Below are 24,114 nucleotides of genomic sequence, written 5' to 3' on the forward strand. Positions count from 1 at the left end.
ACCTGAGCCCACCGCGATCCCATCCACCAGCACGGAGACAGGAAGATGACAAAACGCGCCTCGGACGTGTCCACGAGCCCGCCCAGGAGACGCAGTAAGTACACGCTTGCGCCGCTCGTCCTCATCGCGGCCAATGTCGTGCTCTTCTCGCTGTTCTTCGTCTGGCCGGCGGTGATCGGGCTCATCTACTCGTTCACGAACTACACGGGTGTGGGGGCGTTCCAGTTCGTCGGACTGGACAACTACCACAACCTGTTCGGGGACTCCACCTTCTACGACGCGCTGAGCCGGACGCTGCTGTACGCGGTGCTCTTCGTGCCGCTGAACTTCGTGGTCTCGCTGCTCGCCGCCAACCTGGTGGTGAGCAAGCACGCCAAGGGCGGGTCGGTCGCCCGCGTCATCTTCTTCATCCCCTGGCTGCTGTCGCCCATCGTCGTGGGTGTCCTGTGGCGGTGGCTGTTCGGCGAGAACTTCGGACTGGTCAACTACGTCATCGAGAAGTTCGGCGGAAGCGCCGTCCCGTGGCAGTCGAACGCGGATCTCTCGCTGCTCGTGGTGGTGATGGCGGCGTCCTGGGCCTGGACGGGTTTCACGATGCTGCTGTTCATCGCGGCGATCAAGAACGTCCCGGTGTCGTACTACGAGGCGGCCTCGCTCGACGGCGCCGGCCCATGGCGCCAGTTCTTCAGCATCACGCTGCCGAGCATCGCGCCCACCTCGTTCATCGTCATCCTGCTCAACACGATCAACGCGATGAAGGAATACCCGGTGTTCGTCGCCCTCAACAACGGCGGACCCGGCACCTCGAACAACCTGCTCGTCCAGTACATCTACGAGACGGGCTTCAAACGGGGCCAGATCGGCTACGCGAGCGCCGCGTCGTTCGTGCTCATGCTCATCCTGATGGCCGTCGCGATCATCCAGCTGATCGTCAACCGGCGGGTGGAGAACCGATGACAACCACAGACATCCCGCGCCCGGTCGACAAGGGCCCCGGACGATCCCTCTCCAAGAAGCGCCCCCGCGGCGCGGCCACCGGTGGGCTCCGGCAGGCGGTGTCGGCGACGACCCTGCTGTGGATCATGGCGTGCCTGTACGGTTTTCCGGTGCTGTGGTTCGTCCTCAGCGCCTTCAAGCCGGCCAGCGACCTGTTCTCCTACCCGCTGACACTGATTCCCCACAACCCCACCCTGTCGGGTTTCGAGGCGGCCTGGGACAGCGCCAACTTCTCGCAGTACTTCATCAACACGGCCCTCGTGTGCGTGGTCACGACGATCCTCACCGTGGGAGTCAGCTGCTGCACCGGCTACGCGCTGGCCAAGTACGACAACAGGTGGCTCAAGGCCTTCTTCCTCTGCATCCTGGCCACCACGATGCTGCCGTCCGAGGTCATGCTCGCCCCCGAGTTCCTGGTGGTCCGCAACCTCGGCCTCTACAACTCGTTCGCCGGCATCATCCTCCCGGCCGTGCTCACCGCGACCGGCTGCTTCATGTTCCGCCAGTTCTTCCTGACGGTCCCCGACGAACTGGTGGAAGCCGCGCGCATCGACGGCGCCCGCGAACTGTCGATCTTCCTGCGGATCATGGTGCCGCTCTCCCGGCCCATCATGCTGACCCTGGCCATCCTGTCCTTCCAGTGGCGGTGGAACGACTACATCTGGCCTCTCCTGATGCTCAACGACCCCAACAAGTTCACCGTGCAGATCGGCATCCAGAGCATCGTCGGTGCACAGAACATCAACTGGTCGGTCCTGCTCGGCGCCTCGGTCATCTCCATGATCCCGCTGATCGCCATCTTCCTGGTCTTCCAGCGCTATGTCATGGGCGCCGACATCAATGCCGGACTGAAGGACTGATCTTGCCCACCCCGCTCGACCACGAGTTCGTCCGCGCGGTCGCCCGCGCCGCCGACCGGTCGGCCGCCCCCCTCGCGGCCGGCCCGGCCGGGGAACCCGACGGTGTCACCCACCGCGTGCTGGCCCGGCGGGTGAAGACCCTGGTCGCGGCGTACCGCTCCCCGGACTCGGCCCTGCACGGCAGCGGGCGGGCCGTCGCCGCCGCGACGGCCCAGCTGCGCGCCCTGCGGGCGGCACAGACCGGCACGGGCCTCTTCGCCGGCGGCGACAACGTGCAGTCGCCGCCGGACTCGGCGTTCACCGTCAACGACGTGTGCGACGCGTATGTCCTCGCCGCCGGCGCGGGGCCGGAACTGCGGGACGTCACTGCCGCGCTCGCCGAGATCGCCGGCGCCGCCTCCCCGGCTCTCCTGACCGGCGGGGTGCACACCCCGAACCACCGCTGGGAGCTGTGCGCGGCACTGGCCCGGCTGCACCGGTCCTTCCCGGACGACCGGCTCGTGGCCCGCGTCGGGCAGTGGCTCGCCGAGGGCGTCGACATCGACGAAGAGGGCCTGTACTCCGAACGCAGTGCCAATTACGCGGCCCACGTCTCCAACCCGTCGCTCCTGCTGCTGGCCGACGTCCTCGGCCGCACCGACCTGCGGGACGCCGTCGAGCGCAACCTCACCGCCACCCTGGACCTCATCAGGCCGGACGGCACGGTGGAGACCGTCCACTCGCGACGCCAGGACCAGCACCACCCGTTCCCGCTGGCGCCCTACCTGCCGCACTACCGGCTGCTCGCGATCCGCACCGGCCGCGGCGACCTCAGCCGGGCGGCGCGGCTCGCGGCGGCCGGTGGCATCGACGACCCCGGACTGCTCGCCGAGACCCTGCTCACCCCGGACCTGTGCCGCGTCCTGCCGCCACCGGCCGCGGAGACGCTCCCACGGGCCCGGTACCTCAGCACCGCGCGCCTCGCCGCCCACGCCTCGGCCACCGCGCACACGGTCGTCCACGGCGGCTCCGACGTGCCCGCGCACCGGCGCATCCGCTCCGGCCTCGCCTGCAACCCCACCTTCCTGCGCCTGTTCGCCGGCGACGCCGTCCTCGACGCGGTCCGCCTCTCCCGGGGCTTCTTCGACCTGGGCCCGTTCCGCGCCGCCGACATGCAGGCGTCCGCCAGCCACCGGTACCTGCTCACCGAGACCCTCACGGCCGCCTACTACCAGCCGCTGCCGCCGGAGCGGCGACAGCCCGACGGCGCCTACCGCATCACGGACGAGGGACGCTTCTCGGCCGCGATGGCCTTCCCCGACCGGCCCCGGGACGAGGTCGCGCACACCACCCGCGTCGAGGTGGACCTGCGGGAGGACGGCGCCGACCTGCGGATCGACATCGGCGGACCAGCGGTGCCCTGGGCCCTCGAACTGACCTTCCGGCCCGGTGGTGCGCCGGAGGGCGCCATACCGCTCGGCGACGGGCGCTGGTGCCTGACCAGCGGGCCGGTGACCTACCGGGCCGGTGACGACGAGATCCGTATCGAGGCCGCGGTCGAAGCCGGCGCACCGCTCGCCGGGCCCGAACGGAGCGACGTCCTGCGGTACGACCCGGGTCAGGACCACACCGTCGTGGGCGGCACCGACGCGACGACCGGGAACCGCCTCTACCTCGGCGGCCACGGCCCGCACACCCTGACCGTCGCCCTGCGCGCCCGCCGGCCCGCACCCGTCGTGTGACCCCGACGCACCACGCCATGGCCACCCCAGGCATAAAGGATTGATTCCCCGTGCACCACTCGTCCCCTCCCGTGCACCTCCCGCACCAGCGGGGCCCGCTGCACGACCTGCCGGACAGCCCCGAGGCCTACGACGCCGTCCTCGCCGACGTCGTCGAGCAGGCCCTGCGGCGCCTCACGCCGGAGGGCAACCTCGAACACCCCGACTGCGTCGACGACATCGGCGACACCTCCCTCGGCATCACCTCGCTGCTGGCCCTGGCCTGGCAGCGCACCCGGCACCCCGAGCTGCCGCAGGCGGTGCGCCGCAGCCTCGCCTTCCATCTGCGCGAGCGGGTCTACCGGGGCGACAACCCCGGCTACCCCAACCTCAGGGTCCGCGACTCCGGCCTGCCCTACGCCCGGTACGTCCTCGAAGCGGGTGCGCACCCCATCGGGGACTGGCCGAGCACGGCGTGGGCGCTGCTCCAGGCCGTGAACCTCCTCGACGCACCGGAAGACCTGGTCGAGGCCGGCCTGCGCGCCCAGCTGCTCGACGTGGCGCAGGGCTACTGGCGCTGGCTGACGGAGGCCACCTTCTTCAACCCGCAGGAGGCCGGCAACCAGGCCATCGGCTGTGTGGTCGGCGGACTCATGCTCGCCCGCCACCTGCCCGGCGCCGAGGGGGAGCGGGTCCGCTCCCGCGCGCTCGAGCTGTACGAGACGAGGATCCGCGCCCACCGGGTCGCCGACCGGGGCGCCCTGCTGCCCCCCGAGCACGGCGGCGCCTACGACAACAACTACGGCCCGATCTCCCTCTCCTTCCTCGCCCAGGCCCACCGGATCAGCGGCGAGGACGTCTTCGCCGAGGACGGCGACGCCCTCGCCCGCTACCTCGACGCCCGGCTGACCAACGGCGGCTTCGACAACGGCGGCCCCCGCTACAGCGAGCAGCACTCCGCCTTCGAGTCCGTGCTCGGCCTGCGCTACTTCGGCGCCCGCATCGGCTCCGACCTGGGCCGCTACCGGGGCGACAGCCGCTGGGCCCGGTACGCCGTCAAGCCGGACGGCGGGGTCGACGGCCACTTCGCGTGGATGCTGGTCTGGCAGATCCAGGACACCACCCCCTGGCACCGGGAGCCCTCCACCGGGTCCGCACGGCACCAGCTGCGGTCCGGCTCCGTCTCCGTCGCCTTCGACGACCGGATGACCCCGGCCGTGATCGAGGCGGCCGGCACCTATCTGCTGCCCGCCGCGGTCGACCGCCAGCACGGCTTCGGACCCGTCATCGACGGCTTCCTGCTGTGCCGCCCCATGGGCGAGGTCCGGGTCCGCGACGTCCGCGCCGGCGCGCTGACCGCCAAGCTGGTCACCAAGCCGGTCGTCGGCCGCGACCACGTCCTGCGCCATGTCCGCTCCCTGTACGTCACCGACGGCAGCACCCTGTGGACGACGGTCGCCGTGGAACGCCTCGACGGCAGCCCCTACCTGCTGGCCGGCCTGCCGTACGCCGAGGACGACGGCGACCGGGTCCGCCGTACGGCGCACGCGCCCGTCTCCTCGGCCGGGACGCTGCGCCTGACCCACCCCGAGGCCACGGGCCCCGACCACTTCGACGCCCGCGCCGGACTGACCCAGCAGCAGGCCGCGTTCGCCCTCGCGGAGGACCCGCGCGGCTACGGCAACCCCGACAAGGGCTGGGCCCATCTGGTGCGCTCCAGCGCCCTGGAGGCCGGTCCGATCGCCGACGCCCCCGACGACCTGCACGTCTTCGCGGTCCGCTACGGCACCGAGGAGCCGTCCGGGGTGTCCGTGGCGTGGACGCCGGACGGGCTGACCGTGACCACGGACGCCTTCACCGCCGTACTCGGACCGGACGACGCGCACGCCGAGCCGCAGCTGACGCTGAGCACCGTCAGCGACTGAGGTCCATGTCCGGCTCGCCGCGCACCGCGTACGCGGGCAGCCGGGCGTCCCGGAGGAACGCGGGGCAGAGGGACAGCCCGAATCGCCGCTCCACGACACCCAGGCTGCGGCGGTAGCGCGTCTTGTAGTGCTCGTCCTCCGGCGGGAGGTACGTCTTCCCGTCGGCGCTCAGGAGGCCCGCGGCGACCAGGTCGGGCAGGAGCAGATCCGGCTCCTGCCCCCAGCGCCAGATCTCCTCCGTCAGGCCGTACCCGGTCAGGAACACACCGTCGTGCGCGTAGCGGAAGGTGGCGGGCGGGTGTTCCATGGGCGGCACGTAGTGCACGGCCTCGACGCCGTCCGTGGATATCTCCTCGAGCAGGTCGGAGCCGGTGGAGTCGCCGTACTCCAGGGCGAAGGACCACTCCCCGGACCGGCCCACGCGGATTACGCCGTCCCCGTCGGCGCCCGGCCGGTAGATCTCCATCTCGAGCTCCGACACGTCCGCGTGGGTGATCGGCTCCGTCGCGCCGCCCGGGGCACCTCCCATACGCACGGCCAGCTCCTCGGGTGAGATGCCCCGGGCGAAGACGACACCCGACGTCCAGCCGCTGTCGTCCACCAGCCATACGATTCCGTCAGTCATGCCACCGACCGTAACGGCAGGCACTGACAACGCGGTCGGCGTCAGACGGGTACGCGCACCACCAGGTCCGCCCGCTCCCGCGAGGCCGCCACCAGTTCGGCGTTGCGCTCGTCGCTGCGCGACACCCAGGCCACCGCCTCCTGGTGCCCCTTGCCGAACTCCACGTGCCGGGCGACCAGCCGGCGGACGCGCTCCTCCTCGTCCGTCTCGCAGAACCACACCTCGTCCAACTCCGCCCGCACCCGCGTCCATGAGCCCGTGCCGAGCAGCAGGTAGTTCCCCTCCGTGACGACCAGCCGGGTCGTCGGCGCCACCGGCACAGCCCCCGCGATCGGCTGCTCCAGCACCCGCTCGAAGCCGGGCGCGTACACCACGTCGTCCGTGTCCTCCCGCAGCCGCCGCAGCAGCGCCGCGTACCCGGCCGCGTCGAAGGTGTCCGGCGCGCCCTTGCGGTCCCGGCGGCCGAGCCGCTCCAGCTCGGCGTCGGCGAGATGGAACCCGTCCATCGGCACGTGCGCCGCCCAGGGCGCGCCGTCGGCGTTCAGCTCCCGCACCAGACGCTCGGCGAGGGTCGTCTTGCCGGCACCGGGGCTGCCGGCGATCCCGAGAAGCGCGCGCGGCCGGCCGGCCCCGGCGAGGGAACGGGCCCGGCACAGCAGATCGTCGAAGGTGAGCACACAGCAGAGTGTCGCAGTCTCCTTGAAGGAGACCCATAGAGAGCGACAGGTAGGGAAAGGAGGGCTGCCGTGTCCGACGACGAGACGCAGATCCGCACCCTGATCACCCGCTGGGCCGACGCCGTCCACCGCGGGGACCTCGACACGGTCCTCGCGGGCCACGCCGAGGACCTCGTCATGTACGACGTGCCGGCACCGCACGAGGGCATCCGCGGCCTGGCCGCCTACCGGGCCTGCTGGCCCCCGTTCTTCGCCTGGCAGGCCCAGGGCGCCCGCTTCGACATCGACACCCTCGACGTCACCGCGGGACACGACGTCGCCTACGCCCACGCCCTGCTGCGCTGCGGAACACCCCGGGAACTCGCCGAGAGCCCCACCCTGCGGCTGCGCCTCACCTTCGGCCTGCGCAAGGAGCACGGCCGCTGGCTGATCGCGCACGAGCACCACTCCTTCCCCCACGACTGAGGCACGACTGAGGCACGACCGACGTCATACCGGCGCGCATCCCGGGGAACCGGACCCTGTATGACGACGACGCTCGGCCTCCCCGAAACCATCCAGGCCTGCCTCTTCGACCTCGACGGGGTCGTCACCCGGACGGCCGTGGTGCACGCGGCCGCCTGGAAGGAGACCTTCGACGCCTTCCTGCACGCGCGCGAGGGCGACGGATTCCGCCCGTTCGACGCCGACGAATACGACGAGTACGTGGACGGCCGCCCCCGCGCCGACGGCGTACGCACCTTCCTCGCCTCCCGGGACATCCACCTGCCCGAGGGCCGGCCCGACGACCCGCCCGACGCCCGCACCGTCCACGGCCTCGGCAACCGCAAGAACGAGATCCTCCTGGAGAGGATCCGCACCGACGGCGTCCAGCCCTACGACGGCACCCTCCAGTACATCGGGGCGGCCCGCGCGCGGGGACTGCGCACGGCGATCGTCTCCTCCAGCGCCAACACCCGGGACGTGCTGCGCTCGATCGGCGCCGAGCACCTCTTCGACGTACGGATCGACGGGGTCGTGGCGGCCGAACGCGGACTGCCGGGCAAGCCCCGCCCCGACACCTTCCTCGCCGCCGCCCGCGACCTCGGCGTCCCGCCCGCCCGGGCCGCCGTCTTCGAGGACGCGCTGGCCGGGATGGACGCCGGGCGGGCCGGGAACTTCGGGTACGTCGTGGGCGTTGACCGCGTCGGACAGACCGACGCGCTGTACACGCACGGCGCCGACGTCGTGGTCAAGGACCTCACGGACCTTCGGGAGCGGGGAGGGCAGGCGTGATCACCCACCGTTCGTACACCGTGGAACCGTGGTGCGTGCGCGAGACGGCGCTCGGCCTCGACGTCCTCGCCCAGAGCGAGTCGGTCTTCGCCCTGTCCAACGGACACGTCGGCTGGCGCGGCAACCTCGACGAGGGCGAACCGCACGGCCTGCCCGGCTCCTACCTCAACGGCGTCCACGAACTGCACCCCCTGCCCTACGCCGAGGCGGGCTACGGCTACCCGGAGTCCGGGCAGACCGTCATCAACGTCACCAACGGCAAGGTCCTGCGGCTTCTCGTCGACGACGAGCCCTTCGACCTGCGCTACGGCCGCCTCGTCGCCCACGAGCGGGTGCTCGACCTGCGGCGCGGCGTCCTGGAGCGCAGCTGCGAGTGGACTTCCCCGGCCGGCACCACGGTCCGGGTGCGCTCGACCCGGCTGGTCTCCCTCGCCCAGCGGGCCGTCGCCGCCGTCGCCTACGAGGTGGAGGCCGTCGGCGGCCGTTCCCGGGTGGTGATCCAGTCCGAGCTGGTCGCCAACGAGAGCCTGCCCGACCCCGACGGCGACCCGCGCGCCGCCCGCGCCCTGAAGTCGCCGCTGGAACCCGAGGAGGACGTCGCCGTCGGCAACCGGCTGCGCCTGGTGCACCGGACGAGGCGCAGCGGGCTGCGGGTGGCCGTCGCCGCCGACCACACCGTCACCGGACCCGGGCGGACCACGACGAGCAGCGAGAGCAACGTGGACGTGGCCCGGCTGACCGTCACCTCCGTGCTGGAGCCCGGCGAGACGCTGCGGGTGGAGAAGCTCGTCGCGCACGGCTGGTCCGGCGCCCGCTCCCGGCCCGCGATGAGCGACCAGGTCGAGGCCGCCCTCGCCGCCGCCGGGCACAGCGGCTGGCAGGGCCTCCTCGACGAACAGCGGGCCTGCCTCGACGACTTCTGGGCCCGCGCCGACGTGGAGGTCGACGGCGACGAGGAGATCCAGCAGGCCGTCCGCTTCGCCCTCTTCCACGTCTTCCAGGCGGGCGCCCGCGCCGAGCAGCGCGCCATCCCCGCCAAGGGCCTGACCGGCTCCGGCTACGACGGACACGCCTTCTGGGACACCGAGACCTTCGTGCTTCCCCTGCTCACCTACACCGCGCCCGACGCCGTCGCCGAGGCCCTGCGCTGGCGGCACAACACCCTGCCCGCCGCCCGGGAACGCGCCGCCCAACTGGGCCTGAGCGGCGCCGCGTTCCCCTGGCGGACCATCGAGGGCTCCGAGGGCTCCGCGTACTGGCCGGCCGGCACCGCCGCCTTCCATGTCAACGCCGACATCGCCGACGCGGTCGTGCGGTACGTGGCGGCCACCGGCGACCTCGGCTTCGAAGCGGGGACGGGCGTCGAACTACTGGTGGAGACGGCCCGGCTGTGGCGCTCGCTGGGCCACCACGACACCCACGGCACCTTCCACATAGACGGTGTCACCGGCCCCGACGAGTACAGCGCGGTCGCCGACGACAACACGTACACCAACCTGATGGCCCGCGCGAACCTCCTCGCGGCCGCCGACGCCGTCGAACGCCACCCGGAGGCGGCGGCCCGGCTCGGCGTGGACGAGGAGGAGAGCGCCGCCTGGCGGGACGCGGCCGAGGCGGTGCACATCCCCTTCAACCACGAACTCGGCGTGCACGAACAGCACGCCGGCTTCACCCGCTACCAGCACTGGGACTTCGCCGGCACCCGCCCCGACCAGTACCCGCTCCTGCTGCACTTCCCGTACTTCGACCTCTACCGCAAGCAGGTCGTCAAACAGGCCGACCTGGTCCTCGCGATGTACACCTGCGACGGCCACTTCGACGACGAGCAGCTCGCCCGCAACTTCGCCTACTACGAGCCGCTCACCGTCCGCGACTCCTCGCTGTCGGCCTGCTGCCAGGCCGTCATCGCCGCGCAGGCCGGCCATCTGCGCCTCGCGTACGCCTACACGGCCGAGGCCGCGCTGATGGACCTGGCCGACCTGGAGCAGAACACCCGTGACGGGCTGCACATGGCCTCCCTCGCCGGCACCTGGACGGCCCTGGTGGCCGGCTTCGGCGGACTGCGCCGCGACGGCACCGGCCTGCGCTTCGCGCCCCGCCTGCCGGAGCGGTTCAGCCGGCTCGCGTTCAGCGTCCAGCTCCACGGCAGCCGGCTGCGCGTGGAGATCGGCCCCGACAAGGCGACGTACAGCCTGCTCTCCGGCGGTCCCCTGACGATCCGCCACCACGGCACGCCCCTCACTGTGAACGGCGACGGTCCCGTGGTGCGCCCGCTGCCGCCCCCGCCGGTCCGCACGGCGCCCGCCCAGCCGCCGCACCGGTCACCGAAGGGCCGTTGAGCCGTACATGTGTTTCCCGGCCGCCGGACACAGGTAGGTAGTGGGGTGTCGGCGACCGGGGCGGGCGAGGGGGAGTGGCATGGCGACGGACCGTGGGCACGAGGGCCGGCTGGCCGGGGAGTTCTTCACACCGGGCGGCTCGTCCTTCACCGAGTTCCTGGCGGCACACCGACCCGGACTGCTGCCCACCCGCCCGCCGTTCCCCGACGGCGTCCGCGCCGCCCCCGACGCCTTCCCGCACGGCACCACGGTCCTCGCCCTCTCCTACCGCGACGGCGTCCTGATCGCGGGCGACCGCCGTGCCACGATGGGCAACCTCATCGCCCAGCGCGACCTGGAGAAGGTGCACCCGGCGGACGACCACACCGCCGTCGCCTTCGCCGGCACCGTCGGCCTCGCCCTGGACATGGTGAAGCTGTACCAGGTGGAGCTGACCCACTTCGAGAAGGTCGAGGGCATCCCGATGACCCTCGGCGCCAAGGCCCGCCGGCTCGCCACGATGATCCGGCAGAACCTCGGCCAGGCCATGCAGGGCCTCGCCGTCGTCCCCCTCCTCGCGGGCTACGACGTCTCCGCGCCCGAGGGCGCCCGGGGCCGCATCTTCAGCTTCGACGTGGCCGGCGGCCTCTACGAGAAGGCCCCCTTCCACGCCGAGGGCTCCGGTTCCCCGTACGCCCGGGGTGCCCTGAAGAAGCTGTTCCGGGCCGACATGACCCGCCGGGAAGCGGCTCTGACCGCACTCCAGGCCCTCTACGACGCGGCCGACGACGACTCCGCCACCGGCGGCCCCGACATCAACCGCGGCATCTTCCCGATCGTCTCGGTCATCACGGAGGAAGGCTTCGAACGCCTCCCGGAGGAGGAGACGGAGGCGTTGAGCCGAGAGATGGTGGAGCACCGCCGAACCAGGCCGGACGGCCCCCACGCAACCCCGTGACGATCAACCCCCCTCTTCTGGACAACCCGCACCCGACCACGCCCCCTCAGGCCCGCACCACCCACTCCTTCCGCCACCGCACCAACTGCTGTTCAGGATCCCCGGTATAGGACCACGGCGTCCGGGTCGCCCGCCGCCCGAGCACCCGGAGCAACGGCGTCGCCACCTCCGCCGCGTCCGCCCAGCACGCCGCGTGCGCCAGGTAGTGGAAGTCCCGCAGCTCACCGGGCGCCACGACCGAGTCCGGCCGCCCGGTGATCCACCGCTCCCAGGTGCGCCGTACGTCGCTCACCGCCCCGTCGTTGTTCCAGTGCTGGGCGAGCCCCACCCGGGCGGGCCGCCCCTGGGTGGTGTCGACGGCGTACCGGAACTCCTCGACCCGGGCGTACTGCACCAGGACCGGCAGCGGGCATCCCGGCGGGGCCACCCCCGCCGCGTCGCGCGCGAAGTCGTACATCAGGCCGTGCGAGCCGTGCCAGCGGGCGGAGTAGTAGTGCAGCACCTGGAGGTGGCCCTCCATGCTGTACGGGTCGCGCCGGTGCAACTCGTCCCACCAGCGGGCGAGTTCCTGCCGGCGCACCCCGGCCGGGTAGAGCCGGGCCACCGAGATCAGCGAGACCCAGGGGGTGGGGTCCGACGGGTACACCTCGGCCGCCGACAGACACGCCAGCACCGCCGCGTCGATCCGCTGCTGGTCGATCGCCACGCCCCGGCCCGCGGAGATGGCCAGGTTGAACGCCCGGGCGGTCTCGGTGGCCGCCCGCAGCACGAGCGCGTCCGCGCTCTGCGGTTCGGCGGCCAGCCAGGTCTCGACGGTCGAACTGCCCGCACAGACCTGCGCCAGCAACCGCACCCGGTGGCCCCGGGCGAGCCAGTCCGGGCCGGTCGTGCGCAGCAGCTCCCGCAGGCCCTGCCAGCGGCCGATGACGATGTCGTGGCGTGCGGAGGAGAGGGACACGTCCCCGCAGTCGGGGTCGAACTCGGGAGTGAAGCGGTCACGCGCCATCGCTCGGGTTCCCCTCAGAAGTCGGTGGGGAGACCCTCGTAGGACGTGGAGTGCGCGGCCGCGTGGCCGTCGGGTGCGTAGTCCGCCTCGACGGTCCGCGAGGCGTCCAGCTTGGCCGGGCGGTAGTAGTCGCTGCCCTTGCGCCAGTACCAGAGCATCGGCACCAGGCCCACGGCGAGCCCGCCGATGCCGATGGCGATCGCCGCGGGATCCAGTTCGCCCAGCGACTCCCCGAAGATCCAGAACATGAACACCGCGCCGAACAGCGGCCACAGCCCGCCGAGCAGGAAGTCCGACGGGGAGCGCAGCAGGGTCTTGCGGTAGGCCACGACGGCCGCGAGCCCGGCGAGGCCGTAGTAGATCGCGATCTGCAGACCGATCGCCGAGATGGCGTCGGCGAGGATGTCGCCCACCGAGCCCAGCGCGTTGGAGGCCACGAACAGCGCCAGCGCCACCCCGCCGACCACCGCGATCGCGATCCACGGTGTGTTCCAGGTGCGGTGCACCCGGCCCAGCGCGGAGGGCATCGTACGGTCACGGCCCATCGCGAACAGCGAGCGGGTGACCTGGATGAGCGTGGTCTCCAGGGTGGCGATCGTGGACAGCATGACCGCGACGATCAGCAGCTTGCCGCCCCAGCCGGGGATCAGTTCCTCGCCGAGCGCGGCCAGCACGTTGGCGCCGTTGTCGTCGATCTGCTGGGCGCTGAGGATGACGTTCACCGCGATGGTGAACACCTCGAAGAGCAGGAACACGATGGCGACGCCGATCAGGCCCGCGAGTCCGGTCGTACGGCGGCTGTTGCGGGTCTCCTCGCTGAGGTTGCTGGTGACGTCCCAGCCCCAGTAGTAGAACGCCGCGACCAGCGCGCCCGAGGCGAAGCCGGAGACCCCGTCGAAGTGACTGAACCCGAGCCAGGACCAGTCGAACGGCAGCGCGTTGTCCTGGGTGTGGAAGCAGGCGAGCACCGCGAACAGGGCGAGGATCGCCAGTTCCACCCCCGACATGATCAGCTGGGCGCGCACGGTGAGCCGGGCCCCGCCCAGCACCACCGCGAGCATCACGATGAACCAGGCCGCGCCGACCACCGTCGACAGCGCGGTGTTGTCGGCGAGGCCCTCGTCGAACAGGGCGAGCGTCATCGAGCCGGCCGGCAGCGAGCCCGCCACCATGAAGATCGTCGCCGAGACGACCAGCGCCCAGCCGCTGAGGAAGCCCAGGAACGGGTGGAGGGTCCGGCCCACCCAGGAGTAGCTGGCTCCGGCGTTCACATCGATGCGGCTGAGCCGGCTGAACGCGAGCGCGATGCCCAGCATCGGTATCGCGCAGTACAGCAGCGCCGCCGGGCTGGCCAGGCCCACCGCGCCGACCAGGACCGCCGTCGTGGCGGCGATGGAGTACGCCGGGGCACTGCCCGCGACCGCCATCACCACCGTGTCGAAGGTGCCGAGGACGTTCGCCTGCAGCCCTCGTCCGGTGCTGTTGCTCATGCTCGTGCTGCTTTCCGTCGTGCACATGGGGGGTGTGGGTGGAGCGCCGCCGGGCACCGAAGGGTCGGCCTCGGAAAACGTCGACGGGGAAAGCCACGGCGGTTACCGCTCCGCTAAGCGTCGCGGGACGGTCACACCGAGTGTGCGTGTGACTATAGCCCCACCTCTTGAGCTTTCAAGATTGACCGGGGGGTAATGTGCGCCCCCTCGCGCGCCCCCCTTGCCGCTTCACTCCCCGATCCGGTCCAGTTGGCGCAGCCGGTTGGTGGCGTCCAGGGCGGCGACCTTGTACGACTCCGCCAGCGTCGGGTAGTTGAACACCGCGTCGACGAGATAGTCGACGGTGCCGCCGCAGCCCATCACCGACTGCCCGATGTGGATCAGTTCGGTGGCGCCGGTCCCGAAGCAGTGCACACCGAGGAGCCTGCGGTCCTCGGGCGACACCAGCAGCTTCAGCATGCCGTGCGCGTCGCCGATGATCTGCCCGCGGGCCAGCTCCCGGTACCGGGCGATCCCCACCTCGAACGGCACGCTGTCCTCGGTGAGCTGGTCCTCCGTCCGCCCCACGAAGCTGATCTCCGGGATGGTGTAGATCCCGATCGGCTGGAGGTCGTGCATCCGCGCCACCGGCTCCCCGCAGGCGTGGTACGCGGCCGCCCGGCCCTGCTCCATCGAGGTCGCCGCCAGCGCCGGGAAGCCGATCACGTCCCCGACGGCGTAGATGTGCGGCACGCGCGTACGGTAGTGCTCGTCGACCTCGATCCGCCCCCGCGGATCGGCTGCCAACCCGGCCTTGTCCAGGTCGAGTTCGTCGGTCAGGCCCTGCCGGCCCGCCGAGTACATCACCGCGTCCGCCGGTATCTTCTTGCCGCTGGCCAGCACGGTCAGCGTGCCCCGCGCATGCCGCTCCACGGCGGACACGGTCTCCCCGAACCGGAAGGTGACCGCGAGATCGCGCAGATGGTACTTGAGCGACTCGATGACCTCGACGTCGCACATGTCGAGCATCCCGGCCCGCTTCTCCACCACGGTGACCTTGCTGCCGAGCGCGGCGAACATGGAGGCGTACTCCATGCCGATCACCCCCGCGCCCACGATCACCATGGACCGCGGCACCCGCTCGACCGTCAGGACGTTGTCGGAGTCGAGGATGGTCCGCCCGTCGAACTCCACGCTCTCCGGCCGCGCCGGCCGGGTCCCGGTGGCGATGACGATGTGCTCGGCGCTGATCGTCCGCTCCCGCCCGCCCGCCTCGCGCAGGGCGACGGTGTGGTCGTCGACGAAACGGCCGGTGCCGGAGAACAGGGAGACGTGGTTGCGGGACAACTGGCTGCGGATGACATCGGTCTCACGGCCCACCACATGCTGGGTGCGCGCGGTGAGATCGGCGACGGTGATGTCCTCCTTCAGCCGGTAGCTCTGCCCGTACAGATCGCGCTGGGTGAGACCGGTGAGGTACAGCACCGCCTCGCGCAGGGTCTTGGAGGGGATGGTGCCGGTGTGGAGGGAGACCCCGCCGACCATGTCGGGGCGGTCGACGACGGCGACGCGGCGGCCCAGTTTGGCCGCGGCGATGGCGGCCTTCTGGCCGCCGGGACCTGAACCGAGGACGAGCATGTCGAAGTCGGGCACCCTCCGCAGTGTGGCAGCGAGGGGTGCCGCGGGGAAAGAGCGGAGAAGGATCTACGGCAGCAGCTTCTCGATCGCGGCCGGGCCCTCCTCGGCGAGCTTGCGCCGGGCCCATGCGAGGGTGCGCGGGGTGAGGTCCCGGCCCGTGGCCAGGACCATGTCCTCCGGCGACACCTCGCTGCCCGTGCGCGTGTGGAGCAGCTCGTCCGGGGTGACGCGGTCCGCGGTGGGCCGGGCGCCGCCCGGCTGTGAGGTCGGCATGGTGTCTGCTCCTCGCGTCCGAAGGAATGTACTAACACCATTCATCCTCCCGGCGCACCCTGCAATCCCGATCACCTCATGCCCATGACGTCCGAGATGCCGAGAAGATCGGTCGGGCGTGTAATGAGCCCATGGCACCCACCACCGCCGGGACACCGCGACGCGGGGTACTGCGCAGACTCGGCGCCTGGTGCGCCCGCCACTTCGTGATCGTCATCATCGCCTGGCTGGTGGCCCTGGTCGCCCTCCAGCTGATCGACCGCGCCGTCGGCGGTACCTACGAGGACAACTTCCAGCTCTCGGACACCCAGTCCCAGAAGGGCCTCGACGTCCTCCAGGAGCACGACCCGCAGGCCGGCGGCTACAGCGCCCAGATCGTGATGCACGACGACCAGCCCCTGAGCGCGCTGAGCTCGCAGATGTCCACCACGGTCGGCGACCTGGAGAAACTGCCCCACGTCCTGTCGGCGCAGAACCCCCTCACGCAGACCCCGACCAAGGTCGGCCCGGTGTCGAGCGACGGCAAGACCGGCTACATCACGGTCCGCTTCGACAAACAGCCGAACACCCTCGGCGACGACTACCTGAACGGCGTCGACAAGGCCGTGCAGCCGCTGCGGTCGGCCGGCGCCGACGTCGAGTACGGCGGCTCGCTCGGCGAACTGGCCCGGCCCAAGGCCAACGACTACCTCAGCGAGGCGATCGGCTTCGCGGTCGCCGTCGTCGTCCTGCTGATCGGCTTCGGCAGCGTCATCGCGGCCGGACTGCCCCTCGTCACCGCGCTGATCGGTGTCGTCGGCGGACTCGCCATCCTCGGCCTGTTCGCCGCCGCGTTCACCTTCGCGACCGTCTCCCCGACCCTCGCCACCATGATCGGCCTCGGCGTCGGCATCGACTACGCCCTGTTCCTGATCACCCGGCACCGGCAGAACCTGATGGACGGCGCCGATCCCGCCGAGGCCGCAGGGCACGCCACCGCCACCAGCGGCCGTGCCGTCCTGGTCTCCGGCACCACCGTGATCATCGCGCTGATGGGCCTGTACGCGTCCGGGGTGTCCTTCATCGGCAAACTCGGCCTCGCCGCGGCCATCACCGTGGTCTCCGCCGTCGCGGGTGCCCTGACCTTCGTGCCCGCCATGCTCGGACTCATCGGCCGCGGCATCGACCGCTGGCACGTCCGCAAGCCCGTCGCCGAGACCGACGCCGCGCCGGGCGCCACCCCGCACGGCACCTGGCACCGCTACGCCAAGCGCGTCGAACGCAGACCCTGGTGGTACCTCGGCTCCGGCCTCGCCGTCATCGCCGTCCTCGCCATCCCCGTCTTCTCCATCCAGCTCGGCCACATCGGCGACGGGGCCGATCCGACCTCCTTCACCGACCGGCGCGCCTACGACCTGATGACCGACGCCTTCGGCCCCGGCTCCAACGGGCCCCTCACCATCGTCATCGACCAGACGTCCGTCCCCTCCGACAAACGCGCCGACCTCCAGTCGCAGGCCCAGAAGACCCTGAACGCGGTGCCGGACGCGGCGACCGTCACCCCGCTGACGGCCACCCAGGACGGCGACGTCCTGATCGGCACCGTCTACTCCACCCAGGCCCCGCAGGACGCCGTCACCACCGACCTGGTCAACCGGCTCAAGGACACCACCCTGCCCGACGCGGTCTCCGGCTACGACGCCCACGGCTATGTCACCGGCACCACCGCCGCCCAGGTCGACTTCCGCGACATCGTCGCCAGCCGGCTGCCGCTGATCATCTGCGTGGTCGTCGGCCTCGCCTTCCTGATCATCCTCGCCGTCTTCCGCGGCCTCCTCGTCGCCGTCAAGGCCGCCGTCCTCAACGTCCTGTCCATCACCGCCTCGTACGGCGTGGTCGTCGCCGTCTTCCAGTGGGGCTGGGGCGGGCCCGCGCTGGGCGTCCACGGTGACGTGCCCATCGAGAGCTATGTGCCGATGATGATGTTCGCGATCATCTTCGGCCTCAGCATGGACTACGAGATCTTCCTGCTCTCCCGCGTCCACGAGGCCTGGCTGCGCACCGGCGACGCCAAGGACTCCGTCGCCCACGCCCTGGAGATCACCGCCCGGGTCATCACCTGTGCCGCCCTGATCATGGTGAGCGTGTTCGCGGCGTTCATCATCAGCGACAACATCGTCGTCAAGATGCTCGGCCTCGGCCTCGCCGTCAGCGTGCTGATCGACGCCAGTGTCGTCCGGCTGCTCATGGTGCCGGCCGTGATGACCCTGCTCGGCGAGAAGGCCTGGTGGACCCCCCGCTGGCTGGACCGGATCCTGCCGCACATCGACGCCGAGGGCGACGCGGAGACCCTCACCGGTCCGGACGCCACGGGGCGAGGACGAGCATCGTGACGTCGTCGCGGACCTCGGGGGAGTGCCGTACGACATCGGCCCAGACCCGGACGGCCGTGGTCGCCGGATCGGCCCCCGCGGTGAGGGCGGGCAGCCGCTCCGTGAGCGGATAGAAGACATCGGCGGCGTCCCTCGCCTCCCACACCCCGTCCGAGGCGAGGAAGAGCCGGTCACCCCCGCACAGCGGCAGGAGCAGCCCGTCCGGCCGGGGCGCGTCCGGCAGATCCAGGCCCAGCGGCGCCCCCGGGACGACCGCCACCTCCGTCGCCGTGCCGTCGCGCAGCAGCACCGGCGGCGGATGTCCGCACACCACCACCCGTACGGCGTCCGCGCCCGGGGCGAACTCCAGCAGCACCGCCGTCGCGAACAGCTCCGCGTGCGGCACCCGGGCCGAGTCCACCGCCAGCCGGCGGTCCAGCCGGGCCGCCACCGCCTCCAGGGACGGCTGGTCGAGCACCGCCTCCCGGAACGCCCCCATCAGCGACGCCACCGTCGCGATCGCCGCCAGCCCGTGCCCCTGCACATCCCCCAGCACCGCCCGCACCCCGTGCGCGCTGTCCCGTACGTCGAAGAAGTCGCCGCCCACCAGCGTGCCGCGCTCCGCCGCCCGGTACAGGCCCGCGCAGGACACCCCGCCCACCCGCTCCGGCACCGGCGGCACCACCGCCTGCTGGGCCGCCTCGGCGATCGTGCGTTCGACGTCCAGCTGGACGTCCCGGCGGCTGCGCACGAACGCCACGAACACGCTCAGCAGGGCGACGAAACAGATCGTCAGCAGATCCGTCTGGCCCGGATCGTTCAGCCGGAACGCCGGCACGTTCAGCATCACGACCACGACCGCGCCCAGCACAGCGGTCGCCACCGGACCGTACGACAGGACCGCGAGCGGCGGGATCGCGCCCAGCAGGAAGCCGATGTCCAGCGGGTCGGGGCTGACCAGCGTGGCCACGCACACCCCCGCGATCAGCGCGATCGGCAGCGCCCGCACCCAGCCCGGCGGCGGCGCGCCCCGCAGCCAGCCCCGCCGCTCCCCGTCCACTCGTGCCACACCACCACGCTCCACCCCGGCACCGCCGCTCGCACGCCGGAAAAACAGGTGGACGCCGCGTCAGACGATCTCCTACGGTGTTCCCGCACGCCCGGAGACCACGGAAGGAGGCGAGCGCCGATGAAGCTCTCACGCATCCCGCGCTCCCGTTCCGTGACCCCGGCGTGCCGCGTCTGACCCTCGTCCGACGCCCGGGAGCGCCTCACGTCATTCGCATCCCGGAGGAATTCCCTTGACCGATCTGGTCATCCGCGCGCTCGACGAGCGCGACATCCATCTCTTCGACACCCTGCCCGACCCGTTGGGCAACGCCGAGGCGTTCCCCAACGCCACCTACCGTCCGCACTGGAAGCGGGTCGCCCTGCGCGACGGGCGGGTCGTCGCCCGCGCCGCCTGGTGGGGCGGGCCCGACGACGACGAACCGGTCACCGTCGAGTGGTTCGACTTCGCCGACGGCGAGGAGGAGGCGGGCGCCGCACTCCTGCGCACCGCCCCCTGGCAGGTCGGCCTGGAACTGGTCCTGCCCGGCGGCTGGCGCGAGGACCCGGCCCTGCGGGCCGCCGCCGAGGCCCGCCACGCCGCCGCCCGCGCGGCCGGCCAGAGCCTGCTCGTGGAGCGCTTCGTCTACCGCTGGACCCCGCCCTGCGGGCTGCCCGAGCGCCCCGGCCGGCTCGCCTTCGCCCCCGAACCCGACGACGCGGTGTTCTTCGACGCCCTGCGCCGCATCCACTCCGTCACCCTCGACGCCCACGCCCGCAAGGCCGTCGCGGAGGGCGGGCCGGACCAGGCCGCCCAGGAGGACCTGGACTTCTTCCGCTGGTGCCCGTCCCCGCGTGAGTGGTGGCAGGTCGCCCGCACCCCCGAGGGCGACCTGGCCGGGATCCACATCCCGGCCCACAACCCCTCCGGGCCCTGCATCGGCTTCATCGGCGTCCTGCCCGAGCACCGCGGCCACGGTTACGCCTACGACCTGCTCGCCGAGTGCACCCACTACCTCGTCGAGCAGGGCGCGGAGTTCATCGCCGCGGCCACCGACCAGGGCAACTTCCCGATGGCGGCCCACTTCACCACGGCGGGCTACCCCGTGGTGAGGGAGCGGGCCAACTTCACCCCGAGCTGATCAGCGCGGCTCGCCGGCGCCCGGGCCCAGCAGGGCCTCGGCGTCGGCGAGGATCTCGGTGACCCGCAGCCCGAAGGCGGCGTCGCACGGGTGCGCGCGCCCGTCCCGGGCCGCGGCGAGGAGTTCCCCGGCGGCCCGGGACAGCGCGTCGGCGGCGCTGTCGGCGGATTCGGGCAGGCGTACGACCCCGCTGTCGCCGTACAGCTCGACGGCCGCCCCCGACGCCGCGGGCGGGGCGGTCAGACTGAGCGTCACGGTGCTGGAGGCGCCGCCGGTGTGCTCCAGGACCAGGTGGACGGTGTCCTGCGGCCCGGGGGCGGCGGCGCTCACCCGGCGGACGTCGCCGAGGACCGGCAGCAGCACCGACAGGGCGTGCGGGCCCACGTCCCACAGGGCGCCCTTCGCCCGCCGCCAGGGCGTCGCGAACGGGCTGTCGCCGTCCCCGGCGAACACTGACCCCAGCCAGCGGGCGTGCCCGGTGAACCAGCCCCCGGCCGCCGTCTGCGCCGTTATCCAGTCCGCGGTCTCGCTCAGGTACCGGCTGGTGAAGAAGACCACCGACGCGACCCGGGCCTCCTCGGCCGCCGCGACCACGGCCCGCGCCCCGGCCGCGGTGGTGGCGACCGGCTTGTCCAGCAGGAGGTGCCGGCCCGCCCGCGCGGCCCGGACCGCCAGCTCCGCCTGGATGTCCGGCGGGAGCGCCACGGCGACCGCGTCCACGTCGTCGAGGAGCGCGTCGACGTCGTCGTAGGCGCGGGTGCCGTGACGGTCCGCCAGTTCCTTGGCGGCTTCGGGGCGGCGGCCCCACACCCCGGTGAAGTCGAGGTCCTCGTGGGAGGCGAGGACGGGACCGTACACCATCTGGGCCCATGGGCCGGTACCGAGCAGACCGATGCGCATACCGCTGAAACTCCCTGCCGTGCGAAGCCACGCCGAACACGGGCGAGCTTCGCACATCGGACCGGCCCGGGGACACCCCCCGGTTCAACGCCGCGAGGGTGCGGCGAAGCCCGTCAGCAGGGCGTCGGCCCGGTCCGCGCCGTTCTCCAGGGCGATCTCCCGGGGCGACTGGGCGGCGCGGACGGTGGCGAACGCGACGCCGCCCCCGTCCTCCAGGAGGCAGCCGTACACGGCGGGGCGGGGCAGGCTGTTGTACGCCCAGGGCGCCGAGAAGTAGTACGCCCCGGTGTCGTGCAGCACGACCAGATCGCCCTCGGCGAGTTCGGGCAGCGGGTGCGCGTGCGCGACGACGTCCCCGGCGAAGCAGAGCGGCCCGGCGATGTCGTACGGCACGAGCGGACCCCGCTTCGGCGTGCCGTCGGGGCCGTACGCGCTGACCCGCAGCGGCCAGGACCGCGGCATGAACACCGTCCGGGTCGCCACCTGGGCGCCCGCGTGGGTGAGCGCGATCCGGCGGCCGCCCGCCTCCTTGACGTACTCGACGCGCGCGGCCGTGACCCCGTTCTTGGCGAGCAGGGAGCGGCCGAACTCGGTCACCACCCGGTAGCGGCCGTCCAGCAGGGCGGGCTCCTCCGCGGTGAGCGCGGCCACGTACGCCGCGTGGGTCGGTGCGACGGAGTCGTCGGCGAAGTTCACCGGCAGCCCGCCGCCCAGGTCCAGGCTGGTGACCTGACGGCGGCTGGCGCGCGTGTCGATCTCCTCGGCGAGCCCGTGCAGCTCCGCCAGCCCCTGCGCGATCAGCGGCAGCGGGCAGCCCTGGGAGCCGACGTGCGCGTGCAGCCGGGTCAGCCACGGACGTCGTACGAACGCCTCGACGACCCGTTCACGGGCCCCGGGGTCGCGCAGGGCCACCCCGAACTTGGAGTGGGCGCTCGCGGTGCTCATCGCCTCGATCGCACCGACGCCGACCTGCGGATTGACCCGCAGCCCGAGCACGGAGGAGCAGCCCTCGGGGCGCAGTGCGTCGATCCGGTCCAGCTCGCCGAGGTTGTCGGCGTTCAGCGCGACGCCGAGGTCCAGCGCCTCGCGGATCTCGCCGCGGGTCTTGGCGGGGGAGTCCAGCACGATCCTCGCCGGGGCGAACCCCGCGTCCAGCGCCAGCCGCAGCTCGCCGGGGCTCGCCACCTCGCAGCCCAGACCGGCGTCGGCGAGCAGCCGCAGCACCGGCACCAGCGGGCACGCCTTGGCGGCGAAGGCGTGCAGCACCTGCGGCACCCCCGCGAAGGCCTCCTTGAGCGCGGTCACGCTCTCGCGCACGCCTCCGACGTCGAGGAGGCCGGCCACGGGCCGGTCCTCCGCCAGCAGCCCGTCGGCGACCGCCTGCCGTACGGCGCGCGCGACCTTGTCGGTGGTGAACGACACGTCCGGGACTCCTTCGCATCGGGGGCGCGACATCTCCAGGTTCACCCCCAAAGGGCCGTACGGGTGTCCTCCGCGTCGATTTCCGTGCGGCGGCGCGTGACGCGCGTGACTCAGCGTGCACCCCGGCGTTACGTACGGCACGAACCGCGTGGCGCGATCGTGCCCCCGGAGGGTGACGTGTGTGCCTCGTGTGCATGAATCGCCCAGGTCCGGGCACACGCAGCGCAACAACCGTAGAGAGGGGCGCTCGTGATCGTTCCGGACCCCAAGGTAGCCAGGACGTTGCTGACCCGGTACGCGACGCTGAGGATCGCTCAGGCGGAGCAGGAGCGGCCGGACACGGCCCGTGAACTGCGTGACGTGACCTACACGCTCTGTGTGCTGATGGGCACGTCCGACGTCCGGGAGGCGGTGGCCGCGGCGGACGCCCTGCTGGAGTCCCGGGCCGCGACCGGCAAGGGGTTGTCGCTCGCCGTCTGAGCGGTGACGGCGCGGCCGGGACCCGGTGGGGTCCCGGCCGCGCGGTGCTTCCTCAGGAGGCCGCCGAGCCGCAGCGGTCGGCGGACCGGGGTCCCGGCCGCGGGGCCGGGCCGGCCAGCCACTCCGCGATGGTGCGTGCGATCGGCTGACCGGTGTCCACCTCCACGAAGCCGAACTGCCCCGACTGGTTGCACTCCAGGAACCACCAGGTGCCGTCGGCGTCCTCCGCGAAGTCGAAGGCACCGTAAGCCAGTTCCGCCTCGCGCAGATACGTCCGTACGGCGTCCGCGAGCCGGGGCGGTACGTCGGCGGGGCGCCACGGGGTGGTGGAGGGCGCGTACCGCACGTCCACCACGTCCGGGTCGGCGCCCGGGGCCGTGTCCTTGCGGGCGGCGAGGATCCGCTCGCCCACCGCGGTCAGCCGGATGTCCGCCCGTTTGGCTATCCGGCGTTGCAGCAGGGTCGGGCCGTAGGCCACGGCCGCGAAGTCGGCGCCGGGCGGTACCCGGGTGGTGGGCACCGCACGCGGCGGGTCCTGCGGATGCGCCCCGGACACCGGCTTGACCACCAGGTCCGGGTAGCGCTCCGCGAAATCCCGCGCGGCCTGCGGGAAGGTCGTGATGAGGGTCGCGGGCACGGGCAGCCCGCTGCGCTGCGCCAGCCGCAGCTGCCACGGCTTGTGCCGGGCGCGCAGGGACGCGTCCGGATGGTTCATCCAGCGCACCCCGGTGCCCCGGAGCATGCCGTAGAGGGCCTGCGAGGCCTCTTCCGTGAGCCACGCGGACGGCTGGGCCGCCCGCGCCGCCGCGGCGCCCGGCCGGCGCACCCACACGGACCGCAGTCCGTCCAGGCTCACCAGCCGGCCGGCCGAGGACAGATGGCCCCGGAACGCACCGTGGACGAACTCGCCCGACAGGGCGACGGTGCTGGTCAGATCGGCCGGGTCGAGCCGGACGACCGGGACGCCCGCGGCGTTCAGGTGTACGACCACCATGTCCGCCGTGACGTCCTCTTCGCAGGTCAGGATGAGCACGGTCATCTTGCGCGGCCCG

The 24,114-nt window shown here is 72.3% G+C and carries 21 protein-coding genes; 11 read left to right on the forward strand and 10 right to left on the reverse strand.

Features of this window, described 5'->3' with window-relative positions:
• The first annotated feature begins 45 nt into the window (after window positions 1-45).
• The 4 genes from ABZ490_RS05875 to ABZ490_RS05890 all read left to right on the forward strand — a co-directional run bounded on the left by ABZ490_RS05875 (window position 46) and on the right by ABZ490_RS05890 (window position 5,481).
• The gene (locus ABZ490_RS05875) at window positions 46-957 is read left to right on the forward strand and encodes a sugar ABC transporter permease (RefSeq protein ID WP_358984732.1); all 912 of its coding nucleotides are present in this window, start codon (window positions 46-48) and stop codon (window positions 955-957) included.
• On the forward strand, window positions 954-1,856 hold the full coding sequence (locus ABZ490_RS05880; RefSeq protein WP_358984735.1) for a carbohydrate ABC transporter permease: 903 nt from the start codon (window positions 954-956) through the stop codon (window positions 1,854-1,856). The genes ABZ490_RS05875 and ABZ490_RS05880 overlap by 4 nt, the downstream gene beginning before the upstream one ends.
• A 2-nt stretch (window positions 1,857-1,858) precedes the next feature.
• Window positions 1,859-3,577: a hypothetical protein gene (locus ABZ490_RS05885; RefSeq protein ID WP_358984738.1), complete on the forward strand. Its 1,719-nt coding sequence runs from the start codon at window positions 1,859-1,861 to the stop codon at window positions 3,575-3,577.
• A 71-nt stretch (window positions 3,578-3,648) separates the two neighbouring features.
• Window positions 3,649-5,481 (forward strand): hypothetical protein, encoded by a 1,833-nt coding sequence (locus ABZ490_RS05890; RefSeq protein ID WP_358985102.1) that lies wholly within the window; start codon window positions 3,649-3,651, stop codon window positions 5,479-5,481.
• Here the strand turns inward: ABZ490_RS05890 and ABZ490_RS05895 are convergent.
• A complete protein-coding gene (locus tag ABZ490_RS05895) occupies window positions 5,471-6,106 on the reverse strand; it encodes a DUF6461 domain-containing protein (RefSeq protein WP_358984741.1) in 636 nt (211 codons plus the stop codon). The genes ABZ490_RS05890 and ABZ490_RS05895 overlap by 11 nt on opposite strands.
• A 41-nt stretch (window positions 6,107-6,147) precedes the next feature.
• Window positions 6,148-6,783: a nucleoside/nucleotide kinase family protein gene (locus ABZ490_RS05900; protein WP_358984744.1), complete on the reverse strand. Its 636-nt coding sequence runs from the start codon at window positions 6,781-6,783 to the stop codon at window positions 6,148-6,150.
• A 69-nt stretch (window positions 6,784-6,852) separates the two neighbouring features.
• Between ABZ490_RS05900 and ABZ490_RS05905 the strand changes: the two genes are divergently transcribed.
• The 4 genes from ABZ490_RS05905 (at window position 6,853) to prcB (ending at window position 11,334) form a co-directional block, all read left to right on the forward strand.
• Window positions 6,853-7,248, forward strand: coding sequence for an SgcJ/EcaC family oxidoreductase (locus ABZ490_RS05905; RefSeq protein WP_358984747.1), 396 nt, complete (start codon window positions 6,853-6,855; stop codon window positions 7,246-7,248).
• A 60-nt stretch (window positions 7,249-7,308) separates the two neighbouring features.
• Window positions 7,309-8,058: a beta-phosphoglucomutase family hydrolase gene (locus ABZ490_RS05910; RefSeq protein ID WP_358984750.1), complete on the forward strand. Its 750-nt coding sequence runs from the start codon at window positions 7,309-7,311 to the stop codon at window positions 8,056-8,058.
• Entirely contained in the window at window positions 8,055-10,397 is a 2,343-nt protein-coding gene (locus ABZ490_RS05915; protein ID WP_358984753.1) for a glycosyl hydrolase family 65 protein, read from the forward strand. The genes ABZ490_RS05910 and ABZ490_RS05915 overlap by 4 nt, the downstream gene beginning before the upstream one ends.
• Before the next feature lie 79 nt (window positions 10,398-10,476).
• The gene (gene prcB, locus ABZ490_RS05920; RefSeq protein ID WP_358984756.1) at window positions 10,477-11,334 is read left to right on the forward strand and encodes a proteasome subunit beta; all 858 of its coding nucleotides are present in this window, start codon (window positions 10,477-10,479) and stop codon (window positions 11,332-11,334) included.
• A gap of 46 nt (window positions 11,335-11,380) precedes the next feature.
• Here prcB and ABZ490_RS05925 read toward each other — a convergent pair whose 3' ends face one another.
• The 4 genes from ABZ490_RS05925 to ABZ490_RS05940 form a co-directional block, all read right to left on the reverse strand.
• Complete coding sequence (locus ABZ490_RS05925) at window positions 11,381-12,340, reverse strand: hypothetical protein (protein ID WP_358984759.1); 960 nt, start codon at window positions 12,338-12,340, stop codon at window positions 11,381-11,383.
• 14 nt (window positions 12,341-12,354) lie between these two features.
• Window positions 12,355-13,830: an APC family permease gene (locus ABZ490_RS05930; RefSeq protein WP_358984762.1), complete on the reverse strand. Its 1,476-nt coding sequence runs from the start codon at window positions 13,828-13,830 to the stop codon at window positions 12,355-12,357.
• A gap of 228 nt (window positions 13,831-14,058) precedes the next feature.
• Window positions 14,059-15,462, reverse strand: a complete 1,404-nt coding sequence (gene sthA, locus ABZ490_RS05935; RefSeq protein ID WP_358984765.1) for a Si-specific NAD(P)(+) transhydrogenase — start codon at window positions 15,460-15,462, stop codon at window positions 14,059-14,061.
• Between the two features lie 51 nt (window positions 15,463-15,513).
• Window positions 15,514-15,720: a hypothetical protein gene (locus ABZ490_RS05940; protein ID WP_358984768.1), complete on the reverse strand. Its 207-nt coding sequence runs from the start codon at window positions 15,718-15,720 to the stop codon at window positions 15,514-15,516.
• Between the two features lie 131 nt (window positions 15,721-15,851).
• Here ABZ490_RS05940 and ABZ490_RS05945 point away from each other — a divergent pair, with 131 nt between their 5' ends.
• Window positions 15,852-18,092, forward strand: a complete 2,241-nt coding sequence (locus tag ABZ490_RS05945; RefSeq protein ID WP_358984771.1) for an MMPL family transporter — start codon at window positions 15,852-15,854, stop codon at window positions 18,090-18,092.
• Here ABZ490_RS05945 and ABZ490_RS05950 read toward each other — a convergent pair.
• Entirely contained in the window at window positions 18,052-19,140 is a 1,089-nt protein-coding gene (locus ABZ490_RS05950) for a PP2C family protein-serine/threonine phosphatase (protein WP_358984774.1), read from the reverse strand. The genes ABZ490_RS05945 and ABZ490_RS05950 overlap by 41 nt on opposite strands.
• Window positions 19,141-19,372: 232 nt before the next feature.
• Between ABZ490_RS05950 and ABZ490_RS05955 the strand changes: the two genes are divergently transcribed.
• Window positions 19,373-20,260, forward strand: a complete 888-nt coding sequence (locus ABZ490_RS05955; protein WP_358984777.1) for a GNAT family N-acetyltransferase — start codon at window positions 19,373-19,375, stop codon at window positions 20,258-20,260.
• Here the strand turns inward: ABZ490_RS05955 and ABZ490_RS05960 are convergent, their stop codons facing one another.
• On the reverse strand, window positions 20,261-21,160 hold the full coding sequence (locus ABZ490_RS05960) for a Gfo/Idh/MocA family oxidoreductase (RefSeq protein ID WP_358984779.1): 900 nt from the start codon (window positions 21,158-21,160) through the stop codon (window positions 20,261-20,263).
• Window positions 21,161-21,244: 84 nt separating this feature from the next.
• On the reverse strand, window positions 21,245-22,582 hold the full coding sequence (locus tag ABZ490_RS05965) for a diaminopimelate decarboxylase (protein WP_358984782.1): 1,338 nt from the start codon (window positions 22,580-22,582) through the stop codon (window positions 21,245-21,247).
• Between the two features lie 249 nt (window positions 22,583-22,831).
• Between ABZ490_RS05965 and ABZ490_RS05970 the strand changes: the two genes are divergently transcribed.
• Window positions 22,832-23,062, forward strand: a complete 231-nt coding sequence (locus ABZ490_RS05970; RefSeq protein ID WP_358984785.1) for a DUF5133 domain-containing protein — start codon at window positions 22,832-22,834, stop codon at window positions 23,060-23,062.
• A 52-nt stretch (window positions 23,063-23,114) separates the two neighbouring features.
• Here the strand turns inward: ABZ490_RS05970 and tgmB are convergent, their stop codons facing one another.
• Window positions 23,115-24,101 carry an ATP-grasp ribosomal peptide maturase gene (gene tgmB / locus ABZ490_RS05975; protein WP_358984788.1) on the reverse strand — a complete coding sequence of 329 codons (987 nt, stop codon included), beginning with the start codon at window positions 24,099-24,101 and terminating at the stop codon, window positions 23,115-23,117.
• Window positions 24,102-24,114: the final 13 nt, after the last annotated feature.

Source organism: Streptomyces sp. NPDC005811 (genome assembly GCF_040630405.1).
In the GTDB taxonomy this organism is placed as follows: domain Bacteria; phylum Actinomycetota; class Actinomycetes; order Streptomycetales; family Streptomycetaceae; genus Streptomyces.